The 16,333-nt window shown below is 50.7% G+C and carries 18 protein-coding genes; 11 read left to right on the top strand and 7 right to left on the bottom strand.

What is annotated here, in order from left to right; all coding sequences use genetic code 11:
* The 4 genes from HMPREF1548_RS30175 to HMPREF1548_RS27265 all read left to right on the top strand — a co-directional run.
* Positions 1–244: hypothetical protein (locus tag HMPREF1548_RS30175; protein ID WP_021640085.1), on the top strand; the 244-nt coding region annotated here is incomplete at its 5' end.
* A gap of 459 nt (positions 245–703) precedes the next feature.
* On the top strand, positions 704–2,107 hold the full coding sequence (locus tag HMPREF1548_RS27275) for an NAD(P)/FAD-dependent oxidoreductase (RefSeq protein WP_021640083.1): 1,404 nt from the start codon (positions 704–706) through the stop codon (positions 2,105–2,107).
* Between the two features lie 2 nt (positions 2,108–2,109).
* Positions 2,110–3,168, top strand: coding sequence for a peptidylprolyl isomerase (locus HMPREF1548_RS27270; RefSeq protein ID WP_021640082.1), 1,059 nt, complete (start codon positions 2,110–2,112; stop codon positions 3,166–3,168).
* Positions 3,169–3,203: 35 nt separating this feature from the next.
* Entirely contained in the window at positions 3,204–3,377 is a 174-nt protein-coding gene (locus HMPREF1548_RS27265) for a hypothetical protein (protein WP_035324221.1), read from the top strand.
* A 130-nt stretch (positions 3,378–3,507) separates the two neighbouring features.
* Here the strand turns inward: HMPREF1548_RS27265 and bilS are convergent, their stop codons facing one another.
* The 3 genes from bilS to bilQ all read right to left on the bottom strand — a co-directional run bounded on the left by bilS (position 3,508) and on the right by bilQ (position 5,782).
* A complete protein-coding gene (bilS, locus tag HMPREF1548_RS27260) occupies positions 3,508–4,047 on the bottom strand; it encodes a flavodoxin family protein BilS (protein ID WP_035324290.1) in 540 nt (179 codons plus the stop codon).
* A 197-nt stretch (positions 4,048–4,244) separates the two neighbouring features.
* Complete coding sequence (gene bilR, locus HMPREF1548_RS27255; RefSeq protein ID WP_021640078.1) at positions 4,245–5,360, bottom strand: bilirubin reductase; 1,116 nt, start codon at positions 5,358–5,360, stop codon at positions 4,245–4,247.
* Complete coding sequence (bilQ, locus tag HMPREF1548_RS27250) at positions 5,345–5,782, bottom strand: bilirubin utilization transcriptional regulator BilQ (protein ID WP_035324219.1); 438 nt, start codon at positions 5,780–5,782, stop codon at positions 5,345–5,347. Before bilQ ends, bilR begins: the two co-directional genes overlap by 16 nt.
* Before the next feature lie 396 nt (positions 5,783–6,178).
* On the opposite strand from bilQ, the gene htpG reads away from it, so the two are divergent.
* Positions 6,179–8,287, top strand: coding sequence for a molecular chaperone HtpG (gene htpG, locus HMPREF1548_RS27245; RefSeq protein ID WP_021640075.1), 2,109 nt, complete (start codon positions 6,179–6,181; stop codon positions 8,285–8,287).
* Positions 8,288–8,476: 189 nt separating this feature from the next.
* On the opposite strand, the gene HMPREF1548_RS27240 is transcribed toward htpG, so the two are convergent.
* From HMPREF1548_RS27240 to HMPREF1548_RS27225, 4 genes are all read right to left on the bottom strand, one after another.
* Positions 8,477–8,887, bottom strand: a complete 411-nt coding sequence (locus HMPREF1548_RS27240; protein WP_021640074.1) for a DUF3592 domain-containing protein — start codon at positions 8,885–8,887, stop codon at positions 8,477–8,479.
* 14 nt (positions 8,888–8,901) lie between these two features.
* Positions 8,902–9,561, bottom strand: a complete 660-nt coding sequence (locus HMPREF1548_RS27235) for an ABC-2 transporter permease (protein WP_021640073.1) — start codon at positions 9,559–9,561, stop codon at positions 8,902–8,904.
* A 5-nt stretch (positions 9,562–9,566) separates the two neighbouring features.
* Positions 9,567–10,502: an ABC transporter ATP-binding protein gene (locus HMPREF1548_RS27230; protein ID WP_021640072.1), complete on the bottom strand. Its 936-nt coding sequence runs from the start codon at positions 10,500–10,502 to the stop codon at positions 9,567–9,569.
* Positions 10,503–10,600: 98 nt separating this feature from the next.
* Positions 10,601–10,984 (bottom strand): GntR family transcriptional regulator, encoded by a 384-nt coding sequence (locus HMPREF1548_RS27225; protein WP_021640071.1) that lies wholly within the window; start codon positions 10,982–10,984, stop codon positions 10,601–10,603.
* A 189-nt stretch (positions 10,985–11,173) separates the two neighbouring features.
* Here HMPREF1548_RS27225 and ilvD point away from each other — a divergent pair, with 189 nt between their 5' ends.
* The 6 genes from ilvD (at position 11,174) to HMPREF1548_RS27195 (ending at position 16,265) form a co-directional block, all read left to right on the top strand.
* The gene (ilvD, locus tag HMPREF1548_RS27220; RefSeq protein WP_021640070.1) at positions 11,174–12,889 is read left to right on the top strand and encodes a dihydroxy-acid dehydratase; all 1,716 of its coding nucleotides are present in this window, start codon (positions 11,174–11,176) and stop codon (positions 12,887–12,889) included.
* A 105-nt stretch (positions 12,890–12,994) separates the two neighbouring features.
* Positions 12,995–13,891 (top strand): dihydrodipicolinate synthase family protein, encoded by an 897-nt coding sequence (locus tag HMPREF1548_RS27215; RefSeq protein WP_035324217.1) that lies wholly within the window; start codon positions 12,995–12,997, stop codon positions 13,889–13,891.
* 14 nt (positions 13,892–13,905) lie between these two features.
* The gene (locus HMPREF1548_RS27210; protein WP_021640068.1) at positions 13,906–14,586 is read left to right on the top strand and encodes a FadR/GntR family transcriptional regulator; all 681 of its coding nucleotides are present in this window, start codon (positions 13,906–13,908) and stop codon (positions 14,584–14,586) included.
* A gap of 65 nt (positions 14,587–14,651) precedes the next feature.
* A complete protein-coding gene (locus HMPREF1548_RS27205) occupies positions 14,652–14,840 on the top strand; it encodes a hypothetical protein (protein ID WP_035324214.1) in 189 nt (62 codons plus the stop codon).
* 43 nt (positions 14,841–14,883) lie between these two features.
* The gene (locus HMPREF1548_RS27200; protein WP_021640066.1) at positions 14,884–15,633 is read left to right on the top strand and encodes a rubredoxin; all 750 of its coding nucleotides are present in this window, start codon (positions 14,884–14,886) and stop codon (positions 15,631–15,633) included.
* Positions 15,630–16,265 carry a rubredoxin-like domain-containing protein gene (locus HMPREF1548_RS27195; RefSeq protein WP_021640065.1) on the top strand — a complete coding sequence of 212 codons (636 nt, stop codon included), beginning with the start codon at positions 15,630–15,632 and terminating at the stop codon, positions 16,263–16,265. The genes HMPREF1548_RS27200 and HMPREF1548_RS27195 overlap by 4 nt, the downstream gene beginning before the upstream one ends.
* Positions 16,266–16,333: the final 68 nt, after the last annotated feature.

Raw genomic sequence — 16,333 nt, 5'->3', positions numbered from 1 at the left:
GATGGATCGGAACACAGTGCAGTATATGATAGACGAGATGCAGGCGACGATAGATGCACAGGCTGCTGCCTTGGAAGAAGAGAAGAAGAGACACGAGGAAGAGAAGAAGAGGCGTGAGGAAGAGAAGAAAAAGTACGAGGAAGAAATGCAGGAGCTGATTGCTGCCCAGACTGCCGCGCTTGATAAGGCCATGAAGCGGATAGAAGAACTGGAAAGAAAAGTCGGTTCTGAACCCGTAAAATAAGCCGCCGCAGTGTGTGGTGGAAGCTGATGTTTCCCGCTGTAGTATTGTGTAGCGTTAAACTCAAAAGAGCGCAGACAGAAACCACGTACCGATAATCCTCGCTTGAAAAAACTATAAAGAGTAGCATCCGGACGCTGCATGATTTGCGGGGAGGGATGCTATTTCTTTTTGCCATTTCGCTTCCCTGGATATAACGGAACTGCAGGAACTGTGAAGATAATGAACAGTTAAAATACATGAAAGACACCCCTGGATGGAAAAGCAGGTTTCATTGACTTTATCCCGTAAAATAGGTATAATAAAGCCGGCAAACAGCATGGCTGCGGGGAGGTTTACGGTGTCCGGCCGTAAGAGGCGCAGGAAATGTCAAAGAGGGGTACTGTGCGGCATTTACGACAGGTTCGTAGGTGTTTGAAATGCTGAAAATAAAGTTTATGACCGGGCAGAACAGGGGTTTATATGGAGAAGAATTATGATGTGATTATTATCGGAGCCGGGCCGGGAGGTATTTTCTGCGCTTATGAGCTGCTGGAGAAGAATAAGGATTTGAAGGTCCTGATGGTGGAGAAGGGACGGCCGATTGAAAAAAGGACGTGTCCTAAGAGGAAGACCAAGGTCTGCGTAGGCTGTAAGCCCTGTTCCATCACTACGGGCTTTGCAGGAGCAGGGGCTTTTTCGGACGGAAAGCTTTCCCTGTCGCCTGATGTTGGCGGGAACCTGCCGGAGATACTGGGATATGAGGAAACAAAGGCTCTGATTCATGAGTCGGATGATATTTATCTGAAGTTTGGCGCGGATACGCGTGTGTATGGTATAGATAAGGAAAAGGAGATCCGGGAAATCCGCAGGGAGGCTATCAATGCAAACCTGAAGCTGGTGGAGTGCCCTATCCGTCATCTGGGGACGGAAGAGGGGTATAAGATTTACTCCCGTCTGCAGGAGGCGCTGGCTGAAAAGGGCGTGGAAATGCTTTTTAATACCATGGTTTCTGAGATTCTTGTGGAAAACGGCCATGTAAGGGGCGTGGTCACGGACAAAGGAGATACCTTCCTGGCGGATGAGGTAGTATCTGCGGTAGGGCGTGAGGGTGCCGACTGGTTCAAGGATAAATGCGCACAGATCGGAATAGAGACAACGCCGGGTACGGTGGATATCGGCGTACGTGTGGAGGTGCGTGACGAGGTCATGCAGTTCCTGAATGAGAATCTGTATGAAGCGAAGCTGATTTTCTATACGCCTACCTTTGATGATAAGGTGCGTACCTTCTGTACGAATCCTTCGGGAGAGGTGGCGACGGAATATTATGAGGGCGGGCTTGCCGTGGTGAATGGCCATGCCTATAAATCCCAGGATTATAAAACGAGTAATACGAATTTTGCATTGCTTGTGTCCAAAAATTTCACCAAACCGTTCAGCACACCGATTGAGTATGGACGTAAAATTGCAGAACTTTCCAACATGCTCTGCGGCGGTAAGATTCTTGTGCAGACCTTCGGTGATTTTAAAAGGGGCAGAAGGACGACGGAGGAGAGACTGTGCCGGAACAACCTGATCCCCACGTTAAAGGATGCAGTGCCCGGCGATCTGTCTCTGGTATTCCCTCACAGGATCATGGTGGATATCGCGGAGATGATTGAGGCGCTGGATAAGGTGACTCCGGGTATCGCCAGTGACGAAACCCTGCTTTACGGCGTAGAGGTGAAATTCTACTCCAACAAGGTGGTGGTGAATAAGGATTTTGAAACGAGCATCAAGGGGCTTCGCGCCATCGGAGACGGCGCCGGGGTGACCAGAGGGCTTCAGCAGGCTTCCGCCAACGGCCTGAGTGTGGCAAGAAGCATTATTAAAAGCATGGGAAAGTGAGAATGAAAAAAACAGCAATGAGGCTGGCGGGCTGCCTTCTGGCATCCTGCCTGCTGCTGCCGCTGAATGCCTGCAGCAGCGCGGAACCGGTAAAAATCGTACTTACCACCGGTTTTAATAAAAATGAAATATTCCGTCTGGAGGACACCTCCTGTACCCTTCCTGAGCTTATGGTATATCTGACCACTGAGCAGAATACCTATGAGTCGGTATACGGCAGGGAAATATGGGAGACAAAGTCTGAGGGGGCAGGTTTGGAAGAGCGGCTGAAGGACAAGGTTCTGGCGGAGATTTCCCAGATCAAGGCCATGACGCTTCTGGCTGCCCGCAGGGAAATTGTGCTTTCTCCGGAAGAGGAGGAGTTGGCTGTGCAGGCCGCCGGCGAGTATTATGAGTCCCTGAATGAAACGGAGCGCAGCGCCATGGGGGTTACGAGCCAGCTGATTGAGGGGATGTACCGTGATTATGCTCTGGCGGACAAGGTGTACCGTCAGATTATCAGCGACATTAATCCGGAAATCAGCGATGACGAGGCCAGAAATATCACGGTGCAGCATATCCTGATCAAAACGGTTACGGAAAATGCGGATGGTACAATTTCTGCTTTTTCGGACGCGGAAAAGGCAAAATGCTACCGCAGGGCCCAGGAGGTGCTGGCCGCGGCATCGGAGGGGGAAGCCTTCGAAGCACTCATTGAAAAGTACAGCGATGATCCCCAGGGAACGATATCCTTCGGTAAGGGAGAACGGGAAGTGGCCTTTGAAACCGCCGCTTTTAATCTGGGGACGGATGAAATCAGCGGGATTGTGGAGACTGCGGAGGGGTATGAGATCATCAAGTGCATCAATACCTTCAACCGGGAGGAAACGGATAGGAACAAGCTGAAAATCGTGGAAAAGCGCAAGGATGAGGTTTTCGGGCAGGAATACGACAGCTTTGTGAACTCCCTGGCGAAGAATCTGAACGAGCCGCTGTGGGATTCTGTAAATATGATTCATGACGATGCGGTGACTACAAGCAGTTTTTTTGAAGTTTATAAAAAATATTTTTCGCAGCCGTAGTTTCCGGCTGTATGAGGAAAGGAAGCAGGACAGGGATGAATACGTTTGAATATGTGGTGGTGAGTCTGGACGGCGATTATGCCAATCTGAAAAGGACGGACGAGGAATCTGATGAAATTAAGCTGGTAGCCAGGGCGCTTCTGCCGCCGGAAACGGATGAAGGGACCAGGCTTAAATATGAATTTCTGCAGTACTCCATAATTGTCTGACAGTGATTGGAGCTCTGCTGCAGAGGCTTGTGACTGTCCCTGGGATTGTTAAATAAAGGAGAGTGTAAAAAAAGTGTGCAGGCGATTGATTGCCTGCACACTTTATTTTATGATATTTGCGCCTGTAAGCCTAAGCCTTTTGTTCTGTAAAAATATCACGGATACGCATCTGAAGCTTTTCCAGGTCGTCCGCATCAGGATGGGACAGCGCCTGGCTGAAATTAGTGAGGAAGGCGGCGGCCCTTTCATTGTCAGGAGCTTTTTCCAGCATGGCTTCGTAGCGCTCTTTTACGGCAGCAGGCATTTTCCCCTGGCACATGTAGGTTCCAAGGAGCGTATTGTCATCAGGAAGCTGTGCGCTTACATTTTCAAGAATCCGGGAAAAGTAGGCATCGCTTCCTCCAAAGCCCGCGGTTCCGAAAAGAAAGACCTTTTTATGATGGATTCCCTGAAGGAATACGGTCATTTTTTCATCACAGCTACCTTTATCGGTCCAGAAGCCTGCCAGCAGATAAGGGGCTTCCTGCCAGCCGGCAGCCTCTCCTGCCTGCATCAGTTCATCAAGGCTGCCGGAATAAATACAGTCCTCCGGAGGAAGCGCTGCCAGGACGGCCTGTGCCAGCTGTGCGGTGTTGCCTGTGCGGCTGCTGAATACAACGGAATATTTCATGATTCTTTCCTTTCTGCCGGAGCGGTTTCCCATATGCTCTTATACGGCATTGCGATGCGTTGACGTTTAAAACGCAATGTTTTTACAGGCATTTTTTTCAGCGGGCAACGAGCAAGGCGGCCATGCCTGTATGGATATCCGGTGACTGCGGCGGGGCAAATGCCTGTAGCTCTGCGGCGCTGCAAGCTTATACTCTGTTACTTGCAGCAGGGTATTTGACCGTCATAAATACAGTGGACACCCCGGTGCTGCTGCATGCCGCCCAGGCATTCCTGATTACAGCGGATACAGTAGTGGATGGAATCCTCCCTGCCTTCCCGCACCTTTTTCACCCAATCCGGATCTGCGATGAGCTGGCGGCTCATGGCGGCGCAGTCGATCCTGTGCTTCTGAAGCTGTTCTTCGATAAAAGAAGGATGGACCAGGCCGCCCACGCCGCAGAGGGGGAGTGCGGTCAGCCCGCGCAGCGCATCACAGAAATCCAGGAAGCAGCCTTCTTGGCTGAAAAAAGGCTGGCTGGCCGGCGGAATGGTGTCGGTAAGAGCGCCGTGGTTGGCCAGTGTAACATGGAAGCTGGTTACGCCTGCCTGTTCCAGGAGAGGTACAAATATGGGAAGTTCCTCCTGCGGGATGCCGGCGTTTCCATAATGCGGGTTTTCCCTGCGCACGGCCAGTTTAAAATCTATGGGAAATTGGGGGAGTGCACTGCGGATGGCGGAAATGCATTCCACTGCAAAGCGCGCCCGGTTTTCAGGTGAACCGCCGTAGGAATCCTGGCGTTTGTTGTAGAGGGAGGAGCTGAAGCTGCCGCACATCCTGTCGCCATGGACCTGGACCATATCAAAGCCAAGCTTTTTGGCTTCCAGGGCGGCGGAACCGAAGGAGGAGGTGATCCTGCAGATTTTTTCCGGAGGGAGCGCGGTAATGTAAGGGGATATTTGATCATTCAACAGACGGCGCAGTTCCTCGTGGGAAATTCGTTTTGCAAGGATGCCGGGAAGAAAACGCAGCATGCCCTTCCAGTCGGAGTCCGACTGATGCAGCTGGGCGCAGATCAGGCAGCCATGTTCATGGGCGGCGGCTGTCAGCCTGCGGTAGTAAGCGGCCCCTTTGCGGGTAAAAAGTGAATGGAAGCCCCTTTTTCCCACGGGAACATCCCCTATGATGATCATGGCACAGCCGCCGGCGGCAATGGCTTCCATTTTTGCAAGAAGTTCATCCTCTTTCAGCCCCATGGAGGTAGGGGCGAAGATGATCCGGTTTTTCAGGGTCAGTCCACCCAGTGTGACAGAGCTGTTTATGGTTTCATACATGGTGGTTCCTTCCTTTCCCCGGGCAGGATTCTGCTCAGCAGGGCAAGCAGCTGTGTGTGCTCTTCCTGAGTCAGGCCCCGGACAGCCTCCGCCTCCCAGCGGTCAAACAAATCATGGCTTAAGTCAAAGGCATCCTGTCCCTTGTCCGTCAGCTCTAAAATGCAGGAACGCTTATCCGCAGGATTTGCCTGGCGGAGGATAAAGCCTGTTTCCTCCAGACGGGTAAGGGAACGGGTGGAATGGCCGGCATCCATTTGAAGGGAACGGCTCAGCTCGCCGGGGGAACAGCCGGGATGCTTTCCTATATACAGAATAAAATACAACAGTCCCTGGGAAAGTCCCTGCTCGGACAGCTTCTGTCCGCAATATTCGGTAAAATCCTTCCGCAGGAGGGAAATATAGTGAGGTAAAGAAGGATGCATGGACAGGACTCCTTTTTAGTTAGTATAATTTAATTGACAAAGTCAAATATATACTGTTTGTTTGACTTTGTCAACTAAATTAAATTTGTATAATATATTAGTTTTACGAAAACTGTTCAGTACACTCACAGTTGCAGTTTTACAATATAACAGTAACGGTTCAAATTTATCAGAACTGATATTCAAATATTCGCAGCTTGTTCGGACAAAGGGAAAGCAGATAAAAGCTGAGTTTATTTTTTCTTTATATATTTTTCATACTTTTGTTAGCACTCAACTAAATTGAGTGCTAATTTTCTATTGACTTTTTTTAAAGATCGAAGTACACTTATTCCTAGAGCAAAACCGGACAAAAGAAAAAAGTCCGTGGAAAAAAAGAAAGGAATGTGATGAATTATGGCAGAAAAACATGGCAGCTTGTCCATTAACAGCGAGAACATTTTCCCTATTATTAAGAAATGGCTGTATTCTGACCACGATATTTTTTACAGGGAACTGATTTCCAACGGCTGCGACGCTATTACGAAATTAAAGAAGCTGGATGTGATGGGAGAGTATTCCTTACCGGACGGCTATAAGCCGGAAATCCAGGTTATCGTGAATCCGGAAGAGAAAACCCTGAAATTTATTGATAATGGTATTGGTATGACAGCGGATGAGGTGGAGGAATACATCAACCAGATCGCCTTCTCCGGCGCAACCGATTTTATTGAAAAGTATAAGGACAAATCTGACGACAATCAGATCATCGGCCATTTCGGACTGGGCTTCTATTCCGCATTTATGGTTGCCGATGAAGTGCACATTGATACGCTTTCCTATAAGGAAGGAGCAGCTCCGGTACACTGGGAATGCGACGGCGGTACGGAATTTGAGATGGAGGACGGCACCTGGGACAAGGTGGGAACACAGATTACGCTGTTCCTGAACGAGGACTGCCTCCAGTTCTGCAACGAATACAAGGCGCAGGAGGTTGTTAAGAAGTACTGCTCCTTCATGCCGGTAGAGATTTTCCTTTCCAGGGAAAACACGCCGGAGACCCAGACCATCGATGAAGCTGAGAAGCTGGATACGGATGAGGTTCTGGAAACCATCCAGCCTGAGAAGAAAGAGGATGCCAAGGAAGGCGAAGAAACTGAAGAGAAGCCTGTCAGGCTGAAAATCAAGAAGCGTCCCGTTGTAATGAATGATATCCATCCTCTCTGGACCAAGAATCCCAGCGAGTGTACGAAGGATGATTATATTGAATTTTACCGCAAGGTTTTCCAGGATTACAAGGAGCCGCTGTTCTGGATCCATCTGAACATGGACTATCCGTTTAATCTGAAGGGAATCCTGTATTTCCCCAAGATCAACATGGAATATGAGTCCATCGAGGGAACCATCAAGCTTTACAATAACCAGGTATTTATTGCCGATAATATCAAAGAGGTAATCCCGGAATTCCTGATGCTCTTAAAGGGCGTCATCGACTGTCCTGATCTGCCGCTGAACGTTTCCAGAAGCGCGCTGCAGAACGACGGCTTCGTGAAGAAGATTTCCGATTATATCACCAAGAAGGTTGCCGACAAGCTGTCCGGTATGTGCAAGACCGACAGGGAAGAATATGAGAAATACTGGGATGACATCAGTCCCTTCGTTAAATTCGGCTGCCTGAAGGATGACAAGTTCTGCGAGAAGATGACGGATTATATCCTTTTCAAGAACCTGGACGGCAAATACATGACGCTGCCTGACTGTCTGGAAGTCAACAAGGTTGATCCGGACGAAAAGGAAGAAGGCGACAGCGCTGTTGATGAAAACGGCGAAAAGGTAGAGGCAGAGGTTGTTGACGAAGCAGCTGCCGGGGAAGAAGCAGGAGAAGGCGCAGAAGAGGAAAAGAAGGAAAAGACCATCTACTACGCAACCGACCTGAAGGTGCAGAGCCAGTACGTGAACATGTTCAAGCAGGCTAAGATGGATGCTGTCGTGCTGCCTGACCAGATTGACCAGCCCTTCATCAATCAGCTGGAAATGAAGAATGAAGGCATCAAATTCCAGAGAATCGATGCGGATTTGACGGATACCTTCAAGGCAAAGACCTCCAAGAAGACCCAGGAAGAGCTGAATGCCCAGTCCGAGGAGCTTCAGAAGCTGGTCCGCAAGGCGCTTAAGAATGACAAGCTGACCGTAAAGGTTGAGAAGCTGAAAAATAAAAAGGTTTCTTCCGTCCTCACCATTTCTGAAGAGAGCAGAAGAATGCAGGATATGATGAAAATGTATGCCATGAACGGCATGGATATGGGAATGTTCGGCGGCGAGGGCGAAACCCTGGTGCTCAACGTAAGCCATCCCCTTGTTGAGTATGTGATTGCGCATAAGGACGACAAGGACAATAAGAATGAAGCACTGATTTGTGAACAGCTTTACGATCTTGCCAAGCTGCAGCAGGGACCGCTGGATGCGGAGGCTATGACCAAGTTCGTTAACCGTTCCAACGATATTATGGTTGCATTGACCAAATAAGTATCCTGTGATGCAAAAGCCGGGATGCGCAGAAGTGTCCGCTGAAAACGGCGGAACCTGAAAAAGTATTGCCGGATAAGAAAATATGGAATGAAAAAGGTTACTGGTCACGGAGTGAACAGTAACCTTTTTCAGCTTTATCAGCGTTCATTTTAGCTGGAAGGAGCCTCTGTTTTTTGTCCATCTCATCTACACCAGAAAACCAAGCAGGAAAAAAAGCAGGGAAAAGACGGCAAAAAGCAGGAGCCTGGAAAAGGAACGTTCCACTATCATGTCAGGAAAATGGACGGCATAGCGGATTTTCACCTGATCTCCCACCTGGGTTCCGGCAGGGACCGGAATTTCATTTCTGGAAAAATAATTCCGGCCTTCCACGGAATAGGTGACAAATGCCATGAGAGGTAAGGCCTTCTTTTTTCCAGGGCCCGCAGCCTTCCGCCGGGATAAATCCTCCGGTTTGGCGGGACGTACTTTGGTCACCACGGCGGCAGTGCGGCGGGAACGGGGCAGAACCACTGTCAGGCGGAGGATTTCCGTCAGTGTCATAAAAAACATCAGGATGCCTGCAATATAGCAAAGCTGGTTGAACGGGTATCTCATTGGTATACTTCCTTTCACATAAGTTCTTTTCTGCCGAAAATCCATATTGTCACGGTGGCAGACACCGACAGCAGGACTGCACACAGAAAAAGCAGCGCCAGGAACAGAGGGACGGAGGGCAGGGTAAGCAGCCAAGCCGGCTGGAGCGCGTTCTTTTTCAAAAGTACGGGCAGAAGAAAGCAGGAGGCCATGATAATGATTACCAGGACAAACTTGGAATTCTCAAAGCCGAACTGATACTGGAGAGGCGTAAGTATGCAGAACAACAGTGTATTCAGGAAAAAAGCGACGGCATATTCCGGCATTGTGGGGAGGAAGGAGGAGGGCAGCAGCATGGCGGGTATGGTGTAAATAACCGCGGTTGCAATGAAAACCAGGCAGAACAGAAGATACCGGCACAGTACAATATCCCTCCTGCGGTAGGGTGAGGCACACAGAAGTGAGAGCGCCTTTGGAAACTCCGCATCCTTCAGGAAAATCTGTTCATAAGCGAGGAATTCGCTGTAAACGGAAGCCACAATTAAAATGAGCAGGCCGGTTCCCTTCTGCAGGGAAAAATCCGGCAGCCGCCAATAATAGAAAAAGGGGAGCACCAGTGTAAAAACAGGGATAAAGCAAAGATAGTTACCCATGAGGAACAGGTCTTTTTTTATCAGAGATATATGTGCTTTCATCTAATTCACAGCCCCCTTTCCGTAATTTCCTGTGACAGGACGCGCCGGTTTTCAAAAGAATCCGGCCGGCCTTCGCACAGGGCAATCATGATGTCATCCACGCAAGCACGGTCAAACAGTGCTTCCGGAAAAAGCTGTCTTGCTTTCTCCGGCTGATCGGTGACTGCTGTGAAGCCGAAATCGGTAATCCGCAGACAGCGCAGAAAGGTTTCCTTTTCCGGTGTAAGTGAGGCACGGTCACCTTTGACCAGGCGCCAGCTGTCCAGAAGCGCGTCCTTATCCTCCTCCAGCAGAATTTTTCCATGATCGATAAAAATAATATTGTCTGCGCATTTATCCAAATCGGAGGTGATATGTGTGGAAAAAAGCACGCCGCGGCCGCCTTTTTCCATAAACTCCCTCAGAAGGGTAAGAAAGGTGTCACGGACAAACGGATCCAGGCCGCCTGTGGGTTCATCCATGATTAGGAGCTCCGCATTGTGGGAGAGGGCCAGCGCAAGCGCCAGCTTCATTTTGGTGCCGGAGGACAGGGTTTTGATTTTACTGGAGGGCTCCAGGCCGAAGCGCTTTGACAGCTTCCGGAATTCGTCCTCCTGCCAGCTGCTGTAGGCGGGGGCTATTGCCTGCTTCATCTGCCGGATGGTGAGGTTTTCATAAAAAGCGCCGGCGCCGAGCACCACGCCGATGCGGTCGGCAAGCAGGTTCCTTTGGAAATCGGAAGCTGTGCCGGGATGGAGGGGACACTGCTTGCCGAAAAGACGGATTTCTCCGCCGTCAGGCTGCAGAAGGCCGAGGATGGCACGCAGCGTTGTGGTTTTTCCTGCGCCGTTGGCGCCCACAAAACCGGTGATACAGCCCTCGGGTACGGTAAAGCTTGCCTGGGACAGGGTGAAGCACGGATATTTCTTGGTGAGATTATTAACTTCTATGATATTTTTCATGGCAGACAGCTCCTTTCACAGGATGGAGGGACGTAAAGCGATGGAGGGACGTAAAGCGCCGTCCGGCAGGGCCGGCCGGAGATGGAAAATATGGTTTGTCAGGTGTTTTTAAAATCATCATAAAGAATATCGAGCATGGCGTGCAGCTCATCCCGGGGGATGTGTAGCCCGCGTGCGGATTCAAGGGCGTCCTGCATTTTCTGCTCCACCACACGGCGTCTGGCATCCCGGAGCAGCTCCGCATTGGCGGCGGAAACAAAGGTGCCGACTCCTACCTGCTGCACAAGGAAGCCTTCCTGCTCCAGTTCATCGTAAACGCGGCGGATCGTGAGGACGCTGACTCCCAGGTCATTGGCAAAGCGGCGTATGGAGGGCATGCTGTCCCCGTCCTTCAGATCTCCCTGCAGGATGGCGTCCTTCAGCTGATCCTTAATCTGCTGGTAGAGCGGCAGGTCGGAGCTGTTGGAAATCAATATTTTCATCGTGAGAACCTTTCTGAAATATCAGTGTGTATTAGCTTAATACACACTATATACTTTGCAGAGGGAATTGTCAATAGGAATACAGGGCATAATGGTACTTGACTTTTTCCGCCGGCAGGCTTAATCTGAAGTTACCTGTAATACAGGTATACAAGACGTACGGAATACAAGGATAAAAAGGGGGTTACTATGGCAATACGCAGTGAAAAGGAACGTTTTGGCTGGGCGCAGTTTGACGCGCTGCAGCTGGGTAGCGGCTGGGATGAGGAGGACATCGGAAAACCGCAGATTCTGGTGGAGGACGCTTATGGGGACAGCCATCCCGGGAGCGTACATCTGGCAGGCCTGAGCACACAGGCGGTGTATGGGGTATATGAGAAGGGCGGGCATCCGGCGCAGTTCCATGTGACGGATATTTGCGACGGCTGTGCGCAGGGACACGACGGGATGAATCTGGTGCTGGCGTCAAGGGAAGTGATCGCAGATATGATCGAGATGCATGCCGGGTTTGTGCCCTGGGACGGGATGCTGCTTTCCTCTTCCTGTGACAAATCCATACCGGCGCATCTGAAGGCGGCGGCCAGAGTCAATATTCCCGCCATTTTTATTCCGGGCGGCAGCATGCGCCCCGGGCCGAACCAGACCACCTCTCTTGTGGCGGGCGATATTTCTTTGAGACAGAAGAGGAAAAATGAGATTACGCCGGATGAAATCCGTGATTATAAGCTGACAGGCTGTCCTTCCGCCGGCGCATGTACCTTCATGGGGACGGCGAGCACCATGCAGTGCATGGCGGAGGCGCTGGGGCTTGCGCTGCCCGGCAGCGCACTGGCACCGGCCACCATGCGGGATATCCTTTCCATGGCAAGGAGGGCGGGGCGGAAAATCATGGAGCTTGTGGAAAAAGATATCCGGCCGGATAAAATACTGACGCCCGCGGCATTCCGCAACGCCATTGTCATCCACAGTGCCATAGGCGGCTCCACCAATGCGCTGCTTCATTTGCCGGCCATCGCAGGGGAACTGGGAATCGAACTGGATCCCGAGCTGTTTAATGAGATAAACCGGACGATTCCCCACATAGGCAATATCAATCCCAGCGGCCGGCACCTTACCGAAGCCTTCTGGTTTGCCGGAGGAATCCCAAGAGTCCAGCTGCTTCTGGAAAAATACCTGGATTTGGATGTACTGACCGTAACCGGAAGGACGCTGGGGGAAAATCTGGAGGAAATACAAAAAGAGCATTTCCTGGAAAGAGGGGAAGGCTATCTGCATAACTACGGGCTTGATACAGAGGAGGTAATATTTCCTTTAGAGCAGGCGGAGGAGTCAGGCTCCATCGCTGTGCTGAAGGGCAGCCTGGCGCCGGAGGGCGCGGTAGTCAAATATTCCGCCTGTGAAAAAAGCATGCGCTCCCATGTTGGAAAGGCCGTGGTTTTCGACTGTGAAGAGGATGCCCACGACGCAGTGGTGGAAGGAAAAATCAATCCGGGAGAGATCCTGGTTATCCGCTACGAAGGCCCGCGGGGCAGCGGCATGCCGGAAATGCTGATGACCACGGAGGCAATCTGCTGTGACCACAGGCTGAACGGCAGGGTTTCCCTGATAACGGACGGCCGTTTTTCCGGAGCCACAAGAGGCGCGGCCATCGGCCATGTCTCTCCCGAGGCGGCCTGCGGCGGGCCGATTGCCTACATAGAAACAGGGGATCTTCTGGCCTATGATATTGAGAAAAAGACGATAGATATTGTGGGGATCGCGGGAGAACGTATGGAGGCGGACGCCGTCCAGGCAATCCTGGGCGAAAGAAGGAACAGCCGGCCGCTGAAAAAGAAAAGCTATAAGGGCGTACTGAAAAGATATACCCAGGCTGCGGCCTCGGCAATGAAGGGCGCGGGTTACTGAAACTGATTGTGCGCCTTGTTTAAAGACAGGAGAAGCCCGGAGGTTTTCTACAAACAACGGATTAATGAAAATCGCAGGCAGAACTGCGATATAAAGGAGGTAAAGATGAAAGCACGTTATATCACACCGGCAGTCACAGTTATGGGGAAGGATGGAACCATCGATTTTGAGGGCTGCGGAAAGGTTTATGAACATTTGATCGAAGGAGGCGTGGACGGAATTCTGCTTCTGGGCAGCATCGGGGAATTTTTTGCGCTGACTATGGAACAGAAAAAGGATCTGATACGGTTTGCAGTTGACAAAATAGCGCACAGAACGCAGCTGATTGTGGGGACGACAAGCATGGTTTTTGAGGAACTGCTTGCGCTGTCCCGTTTTGCCGGGGAAGAAGGCGCGGATGCAATCATTCTCCTGCCGCCTTATTATTTCCCGCTGAGCCCCGAAGGGCTGGAAACGTATTATGCCAGGATTGCGGAGGCGCTTCCGGAGCAGTCCATCTACCTGTATAATTTTCCGGATCGCACCGGCTATGACCTGACGCCGGAAATCACGCTGCGGCTGGTGAGAAAGTACAGGAATATTGTGGGCTATAAGGACACCCAGGCTGGAATGGATCATACGAGAGAGCTGATAAAGCTGGTGAAGGGGGAGTTCCCCGCGTTTGAAGTTTATTCCGGGTTTGACGACAATTTTGCCCATAATGTGCTGGCAGGAGGCGATGGCTGCATTGCAGGGCTGTCCAATCTGGTTCCCGGACTGTGCCACGCATGGACGGAGGCTTTTGCCAGGGAGGATCTGGCTGAGGCTGCAGCGATTCAGCAGAAAATTGATCTGCTTATGGAAATTTACCAGGTGGGGACGCCTTTTATTCCCTATATTAAAGAAGCGATGGCAATCAAAGGAATCATCGGCAGCGCCGCCTCTTCCCTGCCTTTCCCGGAAGCGGATCAGGGGGATTCGGAAAAAATACGCGGGATTCTTAAAAAAGCCGGGCTGCTGTAAGGAAAGGGACTGCTATGGCAATTTATAAAATCAGCAGGGAAAGCATAAGCGATCAGGTTTTTGGCCAGATGAAGGAGCTGATTCTGGAAGGAGAATGGAAGCCGGGGGAAAAAATCCCCTCGGAAAATGAACTGGCCCAGCAGTTCGGGGTCAGCCGCGTGACGGTGCGCAATGCCCTGCAGAAGCTGTCTGCGCTGGAGCTTTTAGAGACCCGGTTCGGAGAGGGATCCTTCGTGCGCAGCCCGGATGCGGCCGCCATGCTGAGCCCTCTGGTTTCAGCGGCCTATATCAATGATAAGGGGCTGGAGGAAATACTGCAGCTTCGCAGCATGATCGAAGGGCCGGTCTGTAAAGAGGCATGCAGACGGGCGGACGATGCAGGGAAAGCGGAGCTGGCGGATATTTTCCGGAGAATGCGCCAGGCCAGGGATTATCTTCCCGAGTTTGCCCGGCTGGATTACGAATTCCATCTGAAAATAGCCCAGCTGGCAGGGAATTCCGTAATCATACGCATTTATGGCATTTTAAATGAGGTGATGAAAAGTGCGTTTGACCAAATCGTCCAGAAGAGGGGAAACCAGGCCGGGCTGTTTTATCATGAGAAGATTCTGGCAGCTTTCGAAGCGGGGAATGCGGAAGAAGCCGGAAAAGTGATGGATGAGCATATGAAGGATCTGTATGAAAGCTATCGGTGACGGGATATATGAAGCTTAAATGAAATACACGCTTTTTGACTTTAAAAGGTTGAAAGGCGTGTATTTTGGTTAAGAAAGCCCAAAAAGTGCTGGTAAGATTAGAAACACGGCCAATAATGATAAATGCTTTTCAAAAGGAACAGGGGCCAATTGCAGAAAGGTATTTTATTTTTATAAATAAAATAGTAATTATTATCATTACTGTAACTTGGTCACAGAATAATAAGCCGGAAGCTGATATATTATTATTATGACGAGAAGGACAAGCATAGGTGATAAAAAGAAGGAGGTAAAGGCGTGAAAAAGTATGTATGTACGGTCTGTGGTTACATTTACGACGAAGCGGCGGGCTATCCTGCCGGAGGAATCGCACCTGGCACTACGTGGGAGGCAGTGCCGGAGGGCTGGGTCTGCCCTGTGTGCGGCGCCGGAAAGTCAGAATTCAGGGAACAGGCGGCCGCTGTGAATAAGCCTGAACCAGAAAAGAAGGAAACGGCTCAAACAGCTGCAGGGGAGGCGTATAAAGTCCCGATTTTGTCCGGGAATGCGGAGAAGATGGGGAATGACGGGGAAGAAAGGGAAGAGCTTCGGGAGCTGACAGCAGGAGAGCTTTCCGCTCTTTGTTCCAATCTGGCCCGCGGCAGCGAGAAGCAATATTTATCAGAAGAAACAGCCTTGTTTATGCAGCTGGCCGATTATTTTAAAAATATCACTCCGGAAGAACCGGAGGCGGATATAAGCAGACTGCTTTCCATGCTGCATGTGGATTTGAAATCGGGGTATCCTGCCGCGAACGAAGCAGCGGGAGTAAAACCGGACAGAGGCGCGCTGCGTGCCCTGGTCTGGGGAGAAAAGGTCAGCAGGATCGTAAATTCCATTTTACAGAGGTATGAAAAGGAAGGGGATGCGCTGCTGGAGCACACAAATATTTATGTTTGTGATATCTGTGGTTTTATTTACATAGGCGATACGCCTCCTGCGCTTTGTCCCGTATGTAAGGTGCCAGGCTGGAAAATGACAAAGGTGGAAAGGGGGCAGGCAGGATGAAGAAGATCGCGGTAAGAAACATCCGTTTATGTACGAAGGACTGTCTGTGTCTGTATGTGTGTCCCACTGGGGCTGCGGATACGGAGAACAGTATTATTGATGTGAATAAATGTATCGGGTGCGGCGTCTGTGCACAAAGCTGCCCGTCCGGCGCGATTTCCATGGTTCCCACGGAATACCCGCCCCAGCAGCCCAAGGAAAAAAATGTGGCTGATGCCCTGTATGCGCTGTTGAAAAGCAAGACCGTCCAGGAGAGGATTGCCCGGCAGCTTGCGGAAAATGGGGACTCACCGGTATTAAAACAGCTGGCGGAAGCCATAGCAAAATCGAACCGGCTCATGGCCGAGGATATTTTGCGGGAAGCCGGCTATATGCTGCCACAGAGCGGCAATACCCACAGCCTGCTGCAGTCGCTTCTTAATAACCCTCCTGGGGAGGAGTTCCCGAAGGAAGCTGCCGAAAGGCTGCTTGAACTGCTGCCTGATAACGACAGGGAGAAACAGGAGGAAAAGGAAGAAAAAATAGAAAAATGGCGTTGTACTGTATGCGGATATATTCACGAAGGGCCTTTGCCGGAAGGCTTTACCTGCCCACGCTGTAAACAGCCGGCCTCCGTATTTGTAAAAGTGTGAAAAAAGAATTGTTGAAGGGAAACGGCGGCGGTATGAAAAAATCATGCCGCCGCTCTGTTAATTACAGC

The sequence above is a fragment of the Clostridium sp. KLE 1755 genome (assembly GCF_000466465.2).
Taxonomy (GTDB): Bacteria; Bacillota; Clostridia; order Lachnospirales; family Lachnospiraceae; genus Eisenbergiella; species Eisenbergiella porci.
Note: the sequence above shows the minus strand (reverse complement) of the source record. Positions and strands in the feature narration are given on the sequence as shown.